Here is a 16,997-nt window from a genome sequence, read left to right as displayed (position 1 = left end):
GGAGAGGGAGCGAGAGAGCAGGCCATGTCCTCAATCGACGAGACCAAGCAATTCGTCCCGCTCAACATCGCGGTGCTGACGATTTCCGACACCCGCTCGCTGGCGGATGACAAGTCGGGCACCACGCTCGCCGATCGTCTCACCGCGGCCGGCCACAAGCTCGCGGCCCGCGAGATCGTCACCGACGATGTCGAGGCGATCCGCGCGGTGATCCGGCGCTGGATCGCCGATGACGGCGTCGATGCGGTCATCACGACAGGCGGCACCGGCTTCACCGGCCGCGACGTCACGCCGGAGGCGGTCGAGCCGCTGTTCGAGAAGCGGATGGATGGCTTCTCGATCGCCTTCCACATGCTGAGCCATGCCAAGATCGGCGCCTCGACGATCCAGAGCCGCGCGACCGCCGGCGTTGCCGGCGCGACCTTCATCTTCTGCCTGCCCGGCTCGCCCGGCGCCTGCCGCGACGGCTGGGACGGCATCCTGGCCGCGCAGCTCGACTACCGCACGAAGCCCTGCAATTTCGTCGAGATCATGCCGCGGCTCGACGAGCATTTGCGCCGTCCGAAGGCCAAGGGCGCGAGTGTGTAGGCATTATCTCCTGGTCATTATCTCCTGGTCATTCCGGGCTCGCGCTTCGCGCGCCCTCAGATGCGCAATTGCGCATCGGGGGAATGACGAGGGGGAGTTGATCAGCTGCCGCTCGTGATTCTCTTCAAGCCGCGCCACAACGCCCGCACCGCCTCGCGATACGCTTCGGCCCGCAACGCATGCGCCCTGCGCGTATAAAACGTGATGAGCTCAGCCGTGACGCGCCGCCCGGTTTCGCGGCGCTGCGGCTTCACAACTCGAGCTCCCAGGTCTCGCCGACCAGATCGGCGCCGAAGCTGTGGTGCTTCTCTTCCTTGACGCGCTGGAAGCCGGCGCGGGCATAGATGCCGCGCGCGGCGAGCAGGATGCTCTGGGTCCACAACGTCATCTTCTTGTAGCCCCTCTCGCGTGCGCCGCGGATGCATTGCTCGACCAAAGCGCGGCCAACGCCGAGCCCGCGTGCCTTCTCCTCGACCAGCAACAGCCGCAGCTTGGCGATGCCGTCGCCACCGTTGACCAGGAAGATCGAGCCGACCGGCTCGCCCTCAACCTCGGCGATCCAGCAATGCTCGCGGACCGGATCGAACGATCGCAGAAACTGCGCGCAGATCTCGGCCACCAATGCCTCGTAGCTGATGTCCCACCCGTATTCTTCGGCGTAGGCTTGTCCCTGTCGCGAGACGACCCAGCCCATGTCGCCGACGCGGTGGCTGCGCAGCAGGAAGCCGGTGGGTTTCTGCATGGTTGGCTCCAACGCTTGTTCTATCGTGCTCATCGCATGCACCACCGCGGCGCGGTGGTTGCTGTTGATCTGCATCAGCAGCGCGGCGACCTCGTCGCGCGAGCGGCTGTCGAGGTCTGCGGCCGTGGCGCGGCCCTTGGCGGTCAGCGCCACCTCGTTGACGCGCTTGTCGTCCTTCGACGGCTTGCGCGTCACGATCTGGCGGCGCTGCAGTGCCGCCAGCGTGCGGCTGACGAAGCCGGCATCGAGGTCGAGGTCGCGCACCAGGTCGGTGGCGATGCAGTGCTCGCGATGCGCCAGCTCGTAGATGATCCGCGCTTCCTGCAGCGTGAACGGGGAGTGCAGCAGCTTCGGCTCGATGATGCCGAGCTTGCGGGTGTAGAACCGGCTGAAGCCGCGCACCGCGGCGACCTGGCTCTCGAGGGTGGCGTCATAGGAATTTGATTTCATCAAATATATTATTTGACAGAATCAAATAATCCGCAAGCCTTTTGTTCAGGCCACCATGATCCGGCTGCGCAGCATGGTGCGGGAGGAGCGGCCGAGCCGGCGCAGCAGCCGCGCCTCGGAGCGGCGGGCTTCCGGCCGGTAGCCGCCGATGCGCTCGTAATGCTCGCGCGCGATCAGCAGGCCCTGTTCGGCCGAGGGGCCGGTGATCATCCGGGCGACGAATTTGAGGCCGTCGCGCAGGCCGGGGTCGGAGTAGGGTGAGCGGGCGTAGCGGAAGATGCCGGCGCGGTCCTTGCCGCTCGCCGCCACCATCTGGATGAACTGGGTGGTCTCCTCGATCCAGCCCGCATCGAGCACCGCGCCCGGATGCAGGAACATCAGCCAGGGCGAGCGCGCCTGGCGTGCGCCGGCCGCGAGCGCCGCGGCGCGGGTGCCCTCGAAGCGCAGGAAGCGGCAGCCTGCGACGTCGGCGACGCGCTCCATGATGTCGGTATTGGTGCGGTCGACCAGCAGCACTTCGCGGATCACACCGGCGGCGGCGCCTGGCACCAGCGCCGCCAAGGTCGCGACCGCAGTGCGCTCGATCCCGTCGGTTGGAATGATCACGCTCAGCATGATTTGAGGCTTCGCTGGCTCAAAACGGTTCTGGAAACTCCGGCCGTGTTATCACCTTGTCATATTCAAAGCAGCCTGTTCGCCTGCAGATTTTTGCGTCATCACCTTGTGGATTTTCTCCACTCGTGTTCTTGATTTGTTCCTTGGTTGTGTTAGCTTCGGAACATGAGCCGAGCATCCTCTCATGCCCTCAAGCACCCGCCGGTAACGGCGCCCTCCGATAACCCGGCGGGTGCACCCACCCCTTTTCCCGAGCTTGCGGTCGCGATCGAGCGCGAGCGGCGGCGCGGCCGCGGCGCGCAGTCCAATGCCAGCGGCCGTTACGAAGCGAGGCGCGGGTCGCCTTCGACGACGGCTGGCAGAGCCTGGAAGACCTGCCGCCGTTCACCACCAGCGTGGCGCTCGACACCTCGCGCAAGGTGATCACCCGCAACGACTCGCCCGACATCGGCTTCGATCGCTCGATCAATCCCTATCGCGGCTGCGAGCATGGCTGCGTGTATTGCTTCGCGCGGCCGACCCACGCCTATCTCGGCCTGTCGCCGGGGCTCGACTTCGAATCCAAGCTGTTCGCCAAGCCGGATGCGCCGGCGCTGCTCGAGAAGGAACTGGCGGCACCCGATTATGAAGCGCGGATGATCGCGATCGGCACCAACACCGATCCCTATCAGCCGATCGAGCGCGAGCGGAAGATCATGCGCGGCATCCTCGAAGTGCTGGAGCGCGCCGGCCATCCGGTCGGCATCGTGACCAAGTCGGCGCTGGTGACCCGCGACATCGATATCCTTTCGCGGATGGCCAAGCGCAACCTCGCCAAGGTTGCGCTGTCGGTGACGACGCTCGACCCGAAGCTCGCCCGCACCATGGAGCCGCGCGCCTCGACCCCGCCGAAGCGGCTCGAGGCGATCAAGCGGCTCACCGAGGCCGGCATCCCGACCACGGTGATGGTCGCGCCCGTGATCCCGGCGCTGAACGATTCCGAGATCGAGCGCATCCTCGATGCGGCAGCCCATGCCGGCGCCAGGGAGGCGAGCTACGTGCTGCTGCGGCTGCCGCTCGAGGTCCGCGATCTCTTTCGCGAATGGCTGATGGCGAACTATCCGGACCGTTATCGCCACGTCTTCACGCTGATCCGCGACATGCGCGGCGGCCGCGATTACGACTCGCAATGGGGCACGCGGATGAAGGGCACCGGCCCGATGGCCTGGATGATCGGCCGCCGCTTCGAGATCGCCTGCGAAAAGCTCGGCCTCAACAAGCGGCGCACCAAGCTGACCACCGATCATTTCGCCAAGCCGAAGCGAAGCGGCCAGCAGCTCAGCTTGTTCTGACGCCACGGGCGTCGTTGCGAGGAGCGAAGCGACGAAGCAATCCATGCTTCGGCATATGCGGTACGATGGATTGCTTCGCGGAGCCTGTCATACAGCGGCGCTTCGCGCCGACCGGGTGGCTCGAAATGACGGAAAGAGGTAATAATGAGTAACGCCCCGACCGCACGCTTCACCGTCCTGACGCTCGGCGTCAGCGACATGCGCGCCAGCATCGCCTTCTACGAGTCGCTCGGCTTCGCGAGGAAGATGCGCGCGACCGGCGAGGAGGTGGCCTTCTTCGAGACCGGCGGCAGCGTGCTCGGGCTGTTCCCGTGGCACCTGCTCGCCGACGACGCCGGACTGCCCGATCAGCCGCGGCCGGCTGCATTCCACGGCGTCTCGATCGCCTGGAACTGCAACGACGATGCCGAGGTCGATCGGGTGATGGCGTTCGCATTGTCGAAAGGTGCCAAGCTGCTGAAGCCGGCGCAGCCGACCAGCTATGGCGGGTATTGCGGCTATTTCGGCGATCCCGATGGGCACGCCTGGGAAGTGGTGCGTGCGCCGGGTTTCGAGGTGCTCGATAACGGACGGGTGTCGATTCCCGTCTAGCGCGGACTGGCGGGCTGGTCGAACTGAATAACGGGGAAGGGCGCCCGGTTCCCGGTTGCGCCGCGGGCTGCGCTTGATCACGATCCCCGCATGATTCGGGACAAGTCCAAGAACACGTCCAAAAAGGCGCCGGCCAAGTCAGGCAAGGCGGCTGCGCCGGCCAAGGCGGAGAAACGCGTCATCACCGTGACGCGGCCGAGCTTCCGGCGCGAGCGCGCGCTGATCAAGCGCGGTATCTGGCCGGTCGCCGGCTGCGACGAGGCCGGCCGCGGCCCGCTGGCCGGCCCCGTGGTCGCTGCCGCCGTGGTGCTGGATCCGAATCGCGTTCCCAAGGGCCTCGATGATTCCAAGCGGCTGACCGCTGAGCGCCGCGAGGAGCTGTTCGAGGAAATCTGCGCCACCGCTGCATTCTCGGTCGCGGTGGCTTCGCCGGCGCGAATCGATCGCGACAACATCCTGCGCGCCTCGCTGTGGGCGCTGGCGCGCGCGGTGCACGCGCTGCCGGAGATGCCGAAGCACGTCTTCGTCGACGGCCGCGACAAGCTCGCGACGCCCTGCGACTGCGACGCCGTGATCGGCGGTGACGGCATCGTGGCCTCGATCGCGGCGGCCTCGATCATCGCCAAGGTGACGCGCGACCGCCTGATGTGTGCACTGGCGCTGGATTGCCCCGGCTACGGCTTCGAGCAGCACAAGGGCTACGGCGTCCCCGAACATCTCGAGGCGCTGGACCGGCTTGGACCGAGCAGCCATCACCGCAGCTTCTTCGCCCCCGTCGTCGCCGCGCGGCTGAAGCATTTTGCGCTTCCCGCCGAGCCCGACCTGTTCACGGTGGACGCCGAAAGCGACACCGCGGCGGCGTCCGAAGCGGCGTAGGGGCGCGAGCCACAAGCTCGATGTCATCGCCCGGCTCGACCGGGCGATCCAGTATTCCAGAGGCAGGCGTTGTTGATCGAGGGGTCGCAGCGTAATGGATCACCCGCTTTCGCGGGTGATGACGAGGCGAACGGGTGGTGACAGGCGGATATTGACTTGGCGGTGCAGGCGCGGCCTACGCCGGTTGCCTCCACCGCCGCCGCCCGTTATCAAACCCTCGGGATCAGATGGCGCCGCTGACGAGGTGGCTGGGGCATTTCAGGCGTTTCATGCGGTTTACCTCCCTGGTTGTCGAACTGATCCGCGCCCGGCCACGCCTCGTGGTCTGGGTCGTGGTGCTGGTGCAGGCTGCGATCTGGCTGCTGCTGCCGCTGATCTTCTACGGCAGCCCGCCCGGCAACCTCGCCACCGTGCTCGCATTCGGCCGCGAATATCAGGTCGGCACCGACATGGGGCCGCCGCTGGCGTTCTGGCTCGCCGACATCGCGTTCCGTGCCGTCGGCAATCACGTGTTCGGCGTCTATCTCCTGGCGCAAATCTGCGAGATCGCCACCTTCATCGCCTTCTACCAACTGGCACGCGCCATCGTCGGCGGCCCGCAGGGCGTGCTGGCGGTGCTGCTGTCGATGACAGTCGTGGTGTTTTCCTCGCCGAGCGTCGAGTTCGGCCCGCTGATCCTGGCGCGTCCGCTGTGGGCGCTGCTGCTGCTGCATTCCTGGCAGTTGATCGGGCAGAACCGGCGCAGTGCCTGGTTCGCCTGGTCGATCGATTGCGGCCTGCTGCTGCTGACGACGCCGGCGGCGATCGGCATGATCCTGCTCGTGGTCGGCTTTGCGCTTGCGACCGAGCGCGGTCGGCGCACGCTGCGCGCGGTCGATCCGCTCTATGCGGTGCTGGTCGTCGTCGTGCTGGCGCTGCCCTATCTGATCTGGCTGGTCCGCGCCGACGTGCTGGCGTTGCCGGCCCTGCCGGCGCTCGCCGATCTCAAGGCGCGGGCGCTGCGCTGGGGCGTCGTGCTCGGCGGGCTGATCGTGGCGACGGGGGCGATCGTCGTGCTGACGGTCCTCAATTCGCGCTGGTTCGCCCGCGAAGGCGAGGATTCGCCGATCATCTATCGTCCGCCGGTCAGTCCGCTGGCGCAGCAGTTCGTCTATTTCTTCGCGTTCGCGCCGGCGATCGTGAGCAGCTTCGTCTCCGGGCTGTTCGATCTGGATCGCGCCTTCGGCGGCGCCGGCGTCGCGCTGTTGATGTCGGGACTGGCGGTCGTGGTCGCGACCGGCGATCTGATCCATCTCCGGCGGCAACGGCTGTTGCGTTCGGTGTGGGCCCTCGCGGTCGCGGCGCCTGCTGCCGCGGCGCTGGCGGCGGCGCTGTTCCTGCCTTGGACCAGCACCAAGGAGGTGCCGACCTCGCTGCCGGCGGCCGCGATGGGGCGCTTCTTCGACGATAGCTACGAGCGCCGCACCAATCAGCGCCTGCGTGCGGTCGCCGGCGATCCAGAGATCGCCAGCCTGATCGCGATGAACGGACGGCGCCCGCATCTGTTGCTCGACGCCGCGCCGCAGCGGACGCCCTGGCTGTCGGTCGCGAAATTCAACGAGACCGGCGGCGTCGTGGTCTGGCGCGCGCAGGACACCGCCGGCACGCCGCCGCCCGAACTCGCGCAGCGTTTCCCGGGTCTCGTGCCGGAAGTGCCGCGCTCGTTCGACCGCCTGGTCAACGGACGGCAGCCGGTGCTGCGGATCGGCTGGGCCATCGTGCGGCCGAAGGGGTAGGGATCTGCAGATCTGTCGGATGGGTAGAGCGCAGCAAAACCCATCGCTCGCATCCGCTACGCAAATGATGGGCTTCGCTGCGCGCGGCCCATCCTACGAAGCAAGCACCTTCGCGATCGCGCGCAGATCCTGCCACGACAGCCGCTTGTAGGACGGCGAGCGCAGCAGATAGGCCGGATGGAAGGTGGCGACGGCGCGGATCGTGCGGGTGCCGGTGTCGTAATCGATCCATTTGCCGCGCGTGCGCATGATGCCCTCGCGCGTGCCGAGCAGCGCCTGGGTCGAGGGATTGCCGAGCGTCACCAGCACGTCGGGATTCACCAGCTCGATATGGCGCTGGATGAAGGGCAGGCACACCTGCGTCTCCTGCGGCGTCGGCGTGCGGTTGCCCGGCGGCCGCCACGGGATCACGTTGGCGATATAGGCCTTGCTGCGATCGAGCCCGATCGCGGCGATCATGCGGTCGAGCAGTTTGCCGGAGCGGCCGACGAACGGCAGGCCCTCGATGTCCTCGTCGCGGCCCGGTGCCTCGCCGACGAACATCACCTTCGCCTGCGGATTGCCATCGGCGAACACCAGCCGGGTCGCGGTGTGTTTCAGCGCGCAGCCGTCGAACGTCTCCATCAGCGTGCGCAAGGCTTCAAGCGTCGGCGCGGTGCGCGCAGCCTCGCGCGCCGACGCAATCGCGGCGTCCGGCGCGACGGTGATTTCGCTGCGCGGAACGGCGGGCATCGGCGGAGGCCGCAGCGGATTGAGCGCCACCGGCCGCGGCGCGGCGGGGGCCGGAACTGCTTCTGGCTCTTCCAGCCGGTTGATCGGCTCCTCGCCAAGCGCGCAGTCGACCCCGGCCTCGAGGTAAAAGGCCAGCAATTGCTGCAACGTAGGGGTGGGCTCGGGCATCATGATGGGGTGCAATCTAGAGCATGAACGGGAAAATTGGAGGCTCGATTTCGGAAAAGATTATTCTCCTGCGGCATCGGGGCCGTGCAAATCCATGGAAGCGCAATTCCATGGTTGTCCTTCCGCCAAAAATCGGAAACAACGACTTTTGAAAAGCTTAGAAGCGTTCTCAATGGGCTGAGATCTGAATCATGAGTGCTGAAGACCTTCCTCCGCGCGAGTCTATGGAATTCGACGTCGTCATCGTCGGCGCCGGCCCGTCGGGCCTGTCGGCCGCGATCCGGCTGAAGCAGCTCAATCCGGAGCTCTCGGTCGTCGTGGTGGAGAAGGGCTCCGAGGTCGGTGCGCATATCCTGTCGGGTGCGGTGATCGATCCGGCCGGCCTCGACAGACTGGTGCCCGACTGGCGCGAGGATGCCGACTGTCCGCTGAAGACGCAGGTCACGAGCGACCGATTCTATTGGGCGACGTCGCAGGGCTGGTTCCGCATCCCGAACTTCATCATGCCGCCGCTGATGCACAATCATCACAACTACATCGGCTCGCTCGGCAATGTCTGCCGCTGGCTGGCGCCGAAGGCGGAAGCGCTCGGCGTCGAGATCTATCCGGGCTTTGCCGCGGCCGAGGTGCTCTATGACGACAAGGGCGCGGTGCGCGGCATCGCGACCGGCGACATGGGCATCGCCAAGGACGGCAGCCACAAGGATTCCTATACCCGCGGCATGGAGCTGCTCGGCAAGTACACGCTGTTCGCCGAGGGCGCGCGCGGCTCGCTGTCCAAGCAGTTGATCGCGAAGTTCAAGCTCGACGCCAACTCGGAGCCGCCGAAGTTCGGCATCGGCCTGAAGGAGGTCTGGCAGATCGATCCGGCGAAGCACAAGAAGGGCAGGGTGCAGCATACGCTCGGATGGCCGCTGAACGACAAGACCGGCGGCGGCTCGTTCCTTTATCACTACGACGACAACCGCGTCGCGGTCGGCTTCGTCGTGCACCTGAACTACACCGATCCGTATCTGTCGCCGTTCGACGAATTCCAGCGGATGAAGACGCATCCCGACATCCGCGAGCTGTTCGAAGGCGGCAAGCGCCTCGCCTATGGCGCGCGCGCCATCACTGAGGGCGGCTACCAGTCGGTGCCGCGGCTCTCCTTCCCGGGCGGCGCGCTGATCGGTTGCGCGGCGGGTTTCGTCAACGTCCCGCGCATCAAGGGCGTCCACAACGCGATGGGTTCCGGCATGCTCGCCGCCGAGCATGTCGCTGCCGCGCTCGGTGCCGGCCGCGCCAATGATGAACTCGTCGAGTATGAAAATGCCTGGCGTTCGTCGGCGATCGGCAAGGACCTGTTCAAGGTCCGCAACGCCAAGCCGCTGCTGTCGAAGTTCGGCAATTTGCTCGGAATGGCGCTGTCCGGCTTCGACATGTGGTGCAACACGCTCGGCTTCTCGCTGTTCGGCACCCAGTCGCACGCCAAGCCGGACCGCAAGACGCTCGATCCGTCCAAGCAGCACCAGCCGATCGCCTATCCGAAGCCGGACGGCAAGATCTCGTTCGACAAGCTGTCGTCGGTATTCCTGTCCAACACCAACCATGAGGAGGACCAGCCGGTCCATCTCAAGGTCGCCGACATGAACTTGCAGAAGACGTCGGAGCACGACGTGTTCGCCGGTCCGTCCAACCGCTATTGCCCGGCCGGCGTCTACGAGTGGGTCGAGGAATCGGCAGGCCCGCGCTTCCAGATCAACGCCCAGAACTGCGTCCACTGCAAAACCTGCGACGTGAAGGACCCCAACGGCAACATCACCTGGGTTCCTCCGGAGGGCGGCGGCGGACCGAACTACGAGGCGATGTAAGCCGACCACATTTGCGTGAGGCCAAGGCGCAGCCGGCAGCAACCTCCGCTTGGCGTCTGCCTTGCGGAAGCGGCCGGATTGGCACCATCGGATATGTCCGGATACTCGGAACAGGGGGGGCGCGGCGCCGGGATCCGGCGCTTTTTGCGTCTGCGCGCGAATATGCCCGGCCCGGTCACGATACCGCCATAGTGGGAGCGTCTTGCGGTGGGGCTGGCTGGATCGGCGGGCCTAAAGGCCTAATCTGCCAATTGATTCGCGATGGGCGATCCTTGCGGATAAACGCCAAAAGCGGCATTGTCGCTCGCCGTGATGCCGCCGCTTGGGTTCGCATTTTGAGACTGATCGCAAGATCTTGGCCGTAAATCCATCTTGGCTGTACATCCCTGGAGCAAGGCGACCGTGATGCTGTCCACCCGTTTCAACCGCTTGACGATTGCCCTTCTCGCTGCCGCGGCGCTTGCCGTGCCTGCGCAGCTGTCGGCGCAAACGCCCGACCATCCGACCGACAATGCCGCGCAATTCCCGTCCAAGAACGACCTGAAATCGCTGACCACGGCCGGCAGCTATCTCGCCGCCCGCCACGCCAGTGTCGAGCGCGATGCGGCGTCGGCCGCGGCGTTCTACCGCTCGGCGCTGCGCACCGATCCGAAGAATTCCGAGCTGCTCGACCGCGCCTTCATCTCCTCGCTCGCCGACGGCGACATCGACGAGGCGGTCAAGCTGGCCGACCGCATCCTGACCCAGGACAAGGCCAACCGCGTTGCCCGCCTCGTGGTCGGCGTGCGCGACCTCAAGCTGAAGAAATATGCCGCGGCGCAGTCCAACATCAACCAGTCGGTCCGCGGCCCGATCACCGATCTGGTGGCGACGCTGCTGTCGGCCTGGGCGGCCTATGGCGCCGGCGACAGCAAGGGCGCGGTCGCCTCGATCGACAAGCTGACCGGCCCCGAATGGTATCCGATCTTCAAGGACCTGCATGCCGGCATGATCTATGAGCTCGCCGGCAAGGAGAAGGATGCCGGCGCCCGCTTCGAGAAGGTCTACAAGCTCGACGATTCGATGCTGCGCACGGTCGACGAATATGCGCGCTGGACCTCGCGCAACAAGGATGCCGCCGCCGCGACCGCGATGTACGAGGCGTTCGACAAGAAGCTGCCGCGCCATCCGCTGGTGCTGGAAGGCATCAAGGAAACCAAGGCCGGCAAGAAGCTGCCGCCGCTGGTCGATTCACCGCAGGCCGGCGCTGCCGAAGCACTGTACGGCATCGGCGCGACGCTGACCCGCCGCGGCGGCGAGGACCTCGCGCTGGTCTACCTGCAGCTCGCACTCTATTTGCAGCCCAACCATCCGCTGGCGCTGCTGTCGCTCGCCGATCTCTATGAATCGGTGAAGAAGCCGCAGATGGCGATCAAGGTCTATGAGCGGATGCCGGCGTCCTCGCCGCTGAAGCGCAACGCGCAGATCCAGCTTGCGACCAATCTCGACGCCGCCGACCGCAGCGACGAGGCGATCAAGATCCTCAAGGAAGTCACCGCGGATCAGCCGAAGGACATCGAGGCGATCCTGGCGCTCGGCAATATCGAGCGCGGCCGCAAGAAGTTCGCCGACTGCGCCACCACCTATTCGCAGGCGATCGACGCGCTGCCGGCCGGCAGCGGCGACAAGAATGCCTGGGTCACCTATTACTACCGCGGCATCTGCGAGGAGCGCTCCAAGCAGTGGAACAAGGCCGAGGCCGACATGCGCAAGGCGCTCGAGCTGCAGCCCGAGCAGCCACACGTGCTGAACTATCTCGGCTATTCCTGGATCGACCAGGGCATCAACCTCGACGAAGGCATGAAGATGATCAAGCGTGCCGTCGATCAGCGCCCTGACGACGGCTACATCGTCGACTCCCTCGGCTGGGCCTATTACCGGATCGGCAATTACGACGAGGCGGTGAAGAATCTCGAGCGCGCGATCGATCTCAAGCCGGAAGATCCGACCATCAACGACCATCTCGGCGATGCCTATTGGCGCGTCGGCCGCACGCTGGAAGCCAAGTTCCAGTGGGCGCATGCCCGCGACCTCAAGCCCGAGCCGGAAGAGCTGCCGAAGATCCAGGCCAAGATCGACAACGGCCTGCCGGATGACACCTCCAACGCCGCCGCCGCCGACAAGAAGAAGGACGAGGACGGCAAGGGCGACGGTAAGGGCGGCTAGGGCCAGCGGGTACGGCAAACTCGGTGTCGTCCCTGCCTGGTGCGCATTACGCACGGGAGCAGGGACCGTCCTAGACTGCCCGAACGAGAATCATGACATTCGCCGCGGAGCACGGGGTCCGTGCGCAATTGCGCACGGTGCAGGGACGACGGTGGCGGATACCCCCGGAATTTCTGTCCAAACAAAGGGATAGGATCGTACGGCGATTTACGCTAATCGCTCACAATCGTTGTTTTTAGGGGTTTATCGCCGTGCCGGCGCTGATTGAAGAAGGGCGTGCCAAGGTCAACCTGACGCTGAAGGTGATCGGACGGCGTGTCGATGGATTTCACGACCTCGAGAGCGTGGTCGCATTTGCCGATTGCGCCGATCGTCTCACGCTCGAGCCGGGGCCCGAGCTGTCGCTGACGATGGCGGGACCGCTTGCCGATGCCTGCGGCGATACGTCGGACAATCTGGTGCTCAAGGCCGCGCGGTTGCTCGGCGAGCGCGTCGTCGACCTCGAGGTCGGCCACTTCACGCTGGAGAAGGTGCTGCCGGTCGCGGCCGGAATCGGGGGCGGCTCGGCGGATGCCGCGGCCGCGCTGCGGCTCCTGGCGCGGCTCAACGAACTCTCGCTCGACGACCGCAGGATCATGGAGGTCGCGCTGCAGACCGGCGCCGATGTGCCGGTGTGCGTCGCCTCGCGCGCCTGCGACATGACCGGCGTCGGCGAAGGCCTGCTGCCGCTCGATCTGCCGAAGATGCCGGCCGTGCTGGTCAATCCGCGCGTGCCGGTTGCGACCAAGGATGTCTTCAACGCGCTCGGCCTGCGCCATGGCGAACTCCTGATCGGCGCCACCGATGTCGTGATGCAGGCACCGGCCTGGCCGGAGGCCGGCCGCGCGCTCGACGACTGGATCGCGGCGCTCGGGCGCGGCACCAACGATCTCGAAGCCCCCGCGGCGCGCATCGAGCCCGTCATCAGCGGCGTGCTGTCGGCGCTGCGCGCGACCAGGGGTGTTCGCCTCGTGCGCATGTCGGGCTCCGGCGCGACCTGCTTTGCGGTGTTCGCGACCGACGCCGACGCAGAGGCCGCCGGCGAACAGCTCCGCGCCGCGCATCCTGGCTGGTGGGTGCACGCGGGCACGCTGAGCTGAACTTTCTCCTCTCGTCATTCCCCGGTGCGCAATTGCGCACCTGAGGGCTCGCCGAAGGCGATAGACCGGAATCCATTCATCCACGCGTGATGTGGCCCAATGGATTCCGAGCTCGTGCTTCGCACGCCCCGGAATGACGGCGTGGAGAGCGGTGCGACAAATCACCCCGACGGGCAAAATTTCGCTTCGCGTTTGACCCACCCTCGGACAGTTCGTGTCGCGAGAACGCAGATGCATGTTTCATCGGCGGCGCAACAAACTCCTGTCGTCCCTGCGAAAGCAGGGACCCATAACCACAAACGCGAATTGCCGCGCGATGCTGGAACGACGAGTCCCATCAGCAACACCCGCCGCGGAGTATGGGTCCCGGCCTTCGCCGGGACGACACCTGTGGATGTGGCGAGATCGCGTCTTCGCCGGGTGACATCCTCGGCCGCACCATCCCACCGCAGCGCCGGGCAGCCCTGCACCCCCGGTTGCTTGGCAAGCCAAACCCCGTTTGCCATAACAGGATGAAACAACAACGTTGCGCGCGCGGGGCCGTTCGGAGACCGCCGGCAGCCAAAGAGCCGGGAGGATGCCATGGCCAATATCCGAGTACTCGCCACTGATCTCGAGTTTCCCGAAGGTCCCGTCGTGATGCCTGACGGCTCCGTCGTGCTGGTCGAAATCCGCGGCCAGCGCCTGACCAGGGTCTATCCCGACGGGCGCAAGGAGATCGTCGCCAAGGTGCCGGGCGGCCCGAACGGCGCCGCGCTCGGCCCCGACGGCAAGATGTACATCTGCAACAATGGCGGCTTCTCCTGGATCCCGACCAAGAACATGATCATGCCGGGACCGCAGCCGGAGGATTATCTCGGCGGCTCGATCCAGCGCGTCGATCTGCAGTCCGGCAAGGTCGAGACCGTGGTGACGAAGTGCGGCGAGCACGAGCTGCGCGGGCCGAACGACCTGGTGTTCGACAGACAGGGCGGCCTGTGGTTCTCCGATCTTGGCAAGCGCCGTGCCCGCGACATGGACGTCGGCGCGTTCTACTACCTGAAGCCCGGCATGAACGAGATCGTCGAGGCCGTGCACGGCATCCTGCCCGCCAACGGCATCGGTCTGTCGCCGGACGAGAAGACCGTCTACATCGCCGAGACGCCGACGGCGCGGCTGTGGGCCTATGAGGTCTCCGAGCCCGGCACCATCAAGCCACGCGACGTGATCTATCGCGGCGAGCGCGGCAAGCCGATCGCGGGGCTCGGCGGCTACCAGATGTTCGACTCGCTCGCGGTCGAAGCCAATGGCAATGTCTGCGTCGCGACGCTGATCTCGGGCTGCATCTCGGTGATCGCGCCCGATGGCACCGTGGTCGAGCAGGTGCCGACCGGCGACCGCGTCACCACCAACATCGCCTTCGGCGGCCCCGATCTGAAGACCGCCTACATCACCCTGTCCGGCAAGGGTGAACTGATCGCGATGGACTGGTCGCGGCCCGGATTGCCGCTGAATTTTCTGAATAAGTGACGATTGCGCTTCGCGAAGCGCGATCGTCATCCCGGGATGGTGCGAAGCATCAGACCCCGGATCTCGAGATTCCGGGTTCGATGCTATGCATCGTCCCGGAATGACAACAACGGAGAGATATCGAATGCCCTGGCTTGAACCGGTCACCCTTCGCGGCGCGCATGCGCGGCTCGAACCGTTGTCGCATGATCACCTCGCAGGGTTGACGGAAGCGGTGAAGGACGGTGGCCTCTCGAACCTGTGGTACACCGCCATCCCTCAGCCGGAGAACATGGCGAAAGAGATCGACCGCAGGCTCGGCTTGCAGAAGGCCGGATCGATGCTGCCGTTCACGGTATTCGACGCCGACGGCCGGATTTCCGGCATGACCACCTACATGAACGTCGACACGCCGAACCGCCGCGTCGAGATCGGCTCGACCTGGTACGCCAAGCGCGTGCAGCGCAGCGCGGTCAACACGCAGTGCAAACTGCTGCTGCTGCAACATGCCTTCGAGAAGCTCGATTGCATCGCGGTTGAGTTCCGCACGCATTTCTTCAATCATCAGAGCCGGCGCGGCATCGAGCGATTGGGCGCCAAGCAGGACGGCATTTTGCGCAGCCACCAGATCGCGCCCAACGGCACGTTGCGCGACACCGTGGTTTACAGCATCATCGCCAGCGAATGGCCGACGGTGAAGGCGCATCTCAACTATCAACTCCACGAAAAGGTGCGTTGACGCTCACGTCATCGCCAGAAACGAGACGATGGAAACGTTCGATTATGTGATCATCGGCGCAGGCTCCGCCGGGAGCGTGCTGACCAACCGGTTGAGCGAAGATGCGGGCACGCGGGTGTGCGTGCTCGAGGCGGGGCCGAGCGACTGGCATCCCTACATCCATCTGCCGGCCGGCTTCATCAAGACCTTCCACATGAAGAGCGTGAACTGGGCTTACCAGCAGGAGCCTGGTCCCTACACCGGCGGGCGCAGCATCTATGCGCCGCGCGGCAAGACGCTCGGCGGCTCGTCCTCGATCAACGGCCACATCTACAACCGCGGCCAGCGCCAGGATTTCGACACCTGGGCGCAACTCGGCAATCGCGGCTGGGGCTATCCGGACGTGCTGCCGTATTTCCGGCGCATGGAGAAGCGGATCGGCGAGGGCGACGACACCTATCGCGGCCGCGACGGCAATCTCACCGTGACCACGATGGACTGGCAGGATCCGCTCTGCGAGGCTTTCATGGCAGGTGCGGTCTCGCTCGGCATTCCGCGCAACCCTGATTACAACGGCCAGATCCAGGAAGGCGTCTCCTACTGTCAGCGCACCATCCTGAACGGACGCCGGGTCAGCGCTGCGACTGCCTTCCTGCATCCGGCGCGAAAGCGGCCGAATGTCGACGTGCGCACGCATGCCCACGTCACCGGCATCATCTTCGAGGGCAAGCGCGCGGTCGGCGTCCGCTATAACCGCGGCGGCAAGCACGGTGATCCCCTGGAGATCCGCGCCACCAAGGAAGTCATCCTCTCCGGCGGCGCTTACAACTCGCCGCAGCTGTTGCAGCTCTCCGGCGTCGGCTCGCCTGATCTGTTGCAGTCGCACGGCATCGAGGTGCGCCACGCGCTGCCGGGTGTCGGCGAAGGCCTGCAGGATCACTACGCGCCGCGTTCGGTGGCGCGGGTCAAGAACATCCGGACCATCAACGAACTGCGCCGCGGCTTCAGCCTGTGGGGCGAGGCGATCAAATGGGCGACGACGCGGCGCGGGCTGCTGTCGCTGTCGCCGACCATGGTCTACTGCTTCTGGCATTCTGGCGAGACCACCGAGAGCTCCGACTTGCAGCTCACCTTCACGCCGGCGAGCTACAAGGAAGGCGTGCAGGGCCAGCTCGAGGACGAGCCCGGCATGACGGTGGCCTCATGGCAGCAGCGGCCGGAGAGCCGCGGCTATGTCCGGATCCGCTCGGCCGATCCGTTCGCGCCGCCGATCATCCAGACCAACTATCTCGCCGAGGAGATCGACCGCCGCGTCGTCGTCGCCGGCATGAAGCTGGCGCGCCGGCTGCTCGCCTCCGAGCCGCTCAAGCCGTATTTCGCCTATGAGGACTTTCCCGGTCCGAAGGTCACGAGCGACGAGGAACTGCTCGCGGCCGCGACCCAGCGCGGCACCACCACCTTCCATCCCGGCTGCACCTGCCGGATGGGACCGGCCGACGCGCCGTGGGCGGTGGTCGACGACCAGCTTCGGGTCCATGGCATGGAGGGCCTGCGCGTGATCGATGCCTCGATCATGCCGCGGATGATCTCCGCCAACCTCAACGCCTCGACCCTGATGATCGCCGACAAGGCCTCCGACATGATCCGCGGCAAGGCGCCCGAAGCGGCTGCCAAGCTGCCGGAGTATGCGTGAGGGGATCTGGTTACCTCACCCCGCTTGCGGGGAGAG

At 65.9% G+C, this 16,997-nt stretch carries 14 protein-coding genes and 1 pseudogene; 11 read left to right on the top strand and 4 right to left on the bottom strand.

Annotation, left to right across the window (positions count from 1 at the left end; genetic code table 11):
- Nucleotides 1–24: 24 nt before the first annotated feature.
- Nucleotides 25–588: a molybdenum cofactor biosynthesis protein B gene (gene moaB, locus ALC15_RS39585; RefSeq protein WP_050631955.1), complete on the top strand. Its 564-nt coding sequence runs from the start codon at nucleotides 25–27 to the stop codon at nucleotides 586–588.
- A 101-nt stretch (nucleotides 589–689) separates the two neighbouring features.
- On the opposite strand, the gene ALC15_RS44410 is transcribed toward moaB, so the two are convergent.
- Genes ALC15_RS44410 through ALC15_RS39575 form a run of 3 tightly spaced genes read right to left on the bottom strand, consistent with a single transcriptional unit; the run spans nucleotide 690 to nucleotide 2,395 of the window.
- A complete protein-coding gene (locus ALC15_RS44410) occupies nucleotides 690–842 on the bottom strand; it encodes an RSP_7527 family protein (protein WP_157860990.1) in 153 nt (50 codons plus the stop codon).
- A complete protein-coding gene (locus ALC15_RS39580; RefSeq protein WP_050631954.1) occupies nucleotides 839–1,780 on the bottom strand; it encodes a bifunctional helix-turn-helix transcriptional regulator/GNAT family N-acetyltransferase in 942 nt (313 codons plus the stop codon). The genes ALC15_RS44410 and ALC15_RS39580 overlap by 4 nt, the downstream gene beginning before the upstream one ends.
- Nucleotides 1,781–1,825: 45 nt before the next feature.
- A complete protein-coding gene (locus ALC15_RS39575; RefSeq protein ID WP_050631953.1) occupies nucleotides 1,826–2,395 on the bottom strand; it encodes a glycosyltransferase family protein in 570 nt (189 codons plus the stop codon).
- Between the two features lie 165 nt (nucleotides 2,396–2,560).
- Here ALC15_RS39575 and ALC15_RS39570 point away from each other — a divergent pair.
- The 4 genes and pseudogenes from ALC15_RS39570 to ALC15_RS39555 all read left to right on the top strand — a co-directional run bounded on the left by ALC15_RS39570 (nucleotide 2,561) and on the right by ALC15_RS39555 (nucleotide 6,968).
- Nucleotides 2,561–3,726: pseudogene (locus ALC15_RS39570) on the top strand (PA0069 family radical SAM protein).
- Nucleotides 3,727–3,870: 144 nt separating this feature from the next.
- Complete coding sequence (locus ALC15_RS39565) at nucleotides 3,871–4,317, top strand: VOC family protein (protein ID WP_050631952.1); 447 nt, start codon at nucleotides 3,871–3,873, stop codon at nucleotides 4,315–4,317.
- 90 nt (nucleotides 4,318–4,407) lie between these two features.
- Nucleotides 4,408–5,193 carry a ribonuclease HII gene (gene rnhB / locus ALC15_RS39560; protein ID WP_050631951.1) on the top strand — a complete coding sequence of 262 codons (786 nt, stop codon included), beginning with the start codon at nucleotides 4,408–4,410 and terminating at the stop codon, nucleotides 5,191–5,193.
- Nucleotides 5,194–5,462: 269 nt separating this feature from the next.
- Nucleotides 5,463–6,968, top strand: coding sequence for a glycosyltransferase family 39 protein (locus ALC15_RS39555; RefSeq protein ID WP_050631956.1), 1,506 nt, complete (start codon nucleotides 5,463–5,465; stop codon nucleotides 6,966–6,968).
- Nucleotides 6,969–7,061: 93 nt separating this feature from the next.
- On the opposite strand, the gene ALC15_RS39550 is transcribed toward ALC15_RS39555, so the two are convergent.
- Entirely contained in the window at nucleotides 7,062–7,871 is an 810-nt protein-coding gene (locus tag ALC15_RS39550) for a uracil-DNA glycosylase (RefSeq protein WP_050631950.1), read from the bottom strand.
- Nucleotides 7,872–8,059: 188 nt separating this feature from the next.
- On the opposite strand from ALC15_RS39550, the gene ALC15_RS39545 reads away from it, so the two are divergent.
- From ALC15_RS39545 to ALC15_RS39520, 6 genes are all read left to right on the top strand, one after another.
- Nucleotides 8,060–9,718 (top strand): electron transfer flavoprotein-ubiquinone oxidoreductase, encoded by a 1,659-nt coding sequence (locus ALC15_RS39545; RefSeq protein WP_050631949.1) that lies wholly within the window; start codon nucleotides 8,060–8,062, stop codon nucleotides 9,716–9,718.
- A 405-nt stretch (nucleotides 9,719–10,123) separates the two neighbouring features.
- Nucleotides 10,124–11,923 carry a tetratricopeptide repeat protein gene (locus ALC15_RS39540; RefSeq protein ID WP_050631948.1) on the top strand — a complete coding sequence of 600 codons (1,800 nt, stop codon included), beginning with the start codon at nucleotides 10,124–10,126 and terminating at the stop codon, nucleotides 11,921–11,923.
- A gap of 251 nt (nucleotides 11,924–12,174) precedes the next feature.
- Nucleotides 12,175–13,062 (top strand): 4-(cytidine 5'-diphospho)-2-C-methyl-D-erythritol kinase, encoded by an 888-nt coding sequence (locus ALC15_RS39535; RefSeq protein ID WP_050631947.1) that lies wholly within the window; start codon nucleotides 12,175–12,177, stop codon nucleotides 13,060–13,062.
- Nucleotides 13,063–13,644: 582 nt separating this feature from the next.
- Nucleotides 13,645–14,571, top strand: a complete 927-nt coding sequence (locus ALC15_RS39530) for an SMP-30/gluconolactonase/LRE family protein (RefSeq protein ID WP_050631946.1) — start codon at nucleotides 13,645–13,647, stop codon at nucleotides 14,569–14,571.
- A gap of 124 nt (nucleotides 14,572–14,695) precedes the next feature.
- Nucleotides 14,696–15,289 (top strand): GNAT family N-acetyltransferase, encoded by a 594-nt coding sequence (locus ALC15_RS39525; protein ID WP_050631945.1) that lies wholly within the window; start codon nucleotides 14,696–14,698, stop codon nucleotides 15,287–15,289.
- A gap of 28 nt (nucleotides 15,290–15,317) precedes the next feature.
- On the top strand, nucleotides 15,318–16,961 hold the full coding sequence (locus ALC15_RS39520) for a GMC family oxidoreductase (protein WP_050631944.1): 1,644 nt from the start codon (nucleotides 15,318–15,320) through the stop codon (nucleotides 16,959–16,961).
- Nucleotides 16,962–16,997 lie beyond the last annotated feature (36 nt).

This window comes from Bradyrhizobium viridifuturi (genome assembly GCF_001238275.1).
Taxonomy (GTDB): Bacteria; Pseudomonadota; Alphaproteobacteria; order Rhizobiales; family Xanthobacteraceae; genus Bradyrhizobium; species Bradyrhizobium viridifuturi.
Note: the sequence above shows the minus strand (reverse complement) of the source record. Positions and strands in the feature narration are given on the sequence as shown.

What these genes read in the sequence shown, in the direction of transcription:
- ALC15_RS39580 (WP_050631954.1), bottom strand. Translation starts at nt 1,780, where the DNA reads ATGAAATCAAATTCCTATGACGCCACCCTCGAGAGCCAGGTCGCCGCG.
- rnhB (WP_050631951.1), top strand. Translation starts at nt 4,408, where the DNA reads ATGATTCGGGACAAGTCCAAGAACACGTCCAAAAAGGCGCCGGCCAAG.
- ALC15_RS39565 (WP_050631952.1), top strand. Translation starts at nt 3,871, where the DNA reads ATGAGTAACGCCCCGACCGCACGCTTCACCGTCCTGACGCTCGGCGTC.
- ALC15_RS39525 (WP_050631945.1), top strand. Translation starts at nt 14,696, where the DNA reads ATGCCCTGGCTTGAACCGGTCACCCTTCGCGGCGCGCATGCGCGGCTC.
- moaB (WP_050631955.1), top strand. Translation starts at nt 25, where the DNA reads ATGTCCTCAATCGACGAGACCAAGCAATTCGTCCCGCTCAACATCGCG.
- ALC15_RS39540 (WP_050631948.1), top strand. Translation starts at nt 10,124, where the DNA reads ATGCTGTCCACCCGTTTCAACCGCTTGACGATTGCCCTTCTCGCTGCC.
- ALC15_RS39520 (WP_050631944.1), top strand. Translation starts at nt 15,318, where the DNA reads ATGGAAACGTTCGATTATGTGATCATCGGCGCAGGCTCCGCCGGGAGC.
- ALC15_RS39555 (WP_050631956.1), top strand. Translation starts at nt 5,463, where the DNA reads ATGCGGTTTACCTCCCTGGTTGTCGAACTGATCCGCGCCCGGCCACGC.
- ALC15_RS39545 (WP_050631949.1), top strand. Translation starts at nt 8,060, where the DNA reads ATGAGTGCTGAAGACCTTCCTCCGCGCGAGTCTATGGAATTCGACGTC.
- ALC15_RS39575 (WP_050631953.1), bottom strand. Translation starts at nt 2,395, where the DNA reads ATGCTGAGCGTGATCATTCCAACCGACGGGATCGAGCGCACTGCGGTC.
- ALC15_RS39550 (WP_050631950.1), bottom strand. Translation starts at nt 7,871, where the DNA reads ATGATGCCCGAGCCCACCCCTACGTTGCAGCAATTGCTGGCCTTTTAC.
- ALC15_RS39530 (WP_050631946.1), top strand. Translation starts at nt 13,645, where the DNA reads ATGGCCAATATCCGAGTACTCGCCACTGATCTCGAGTTTCCCGAAGGT.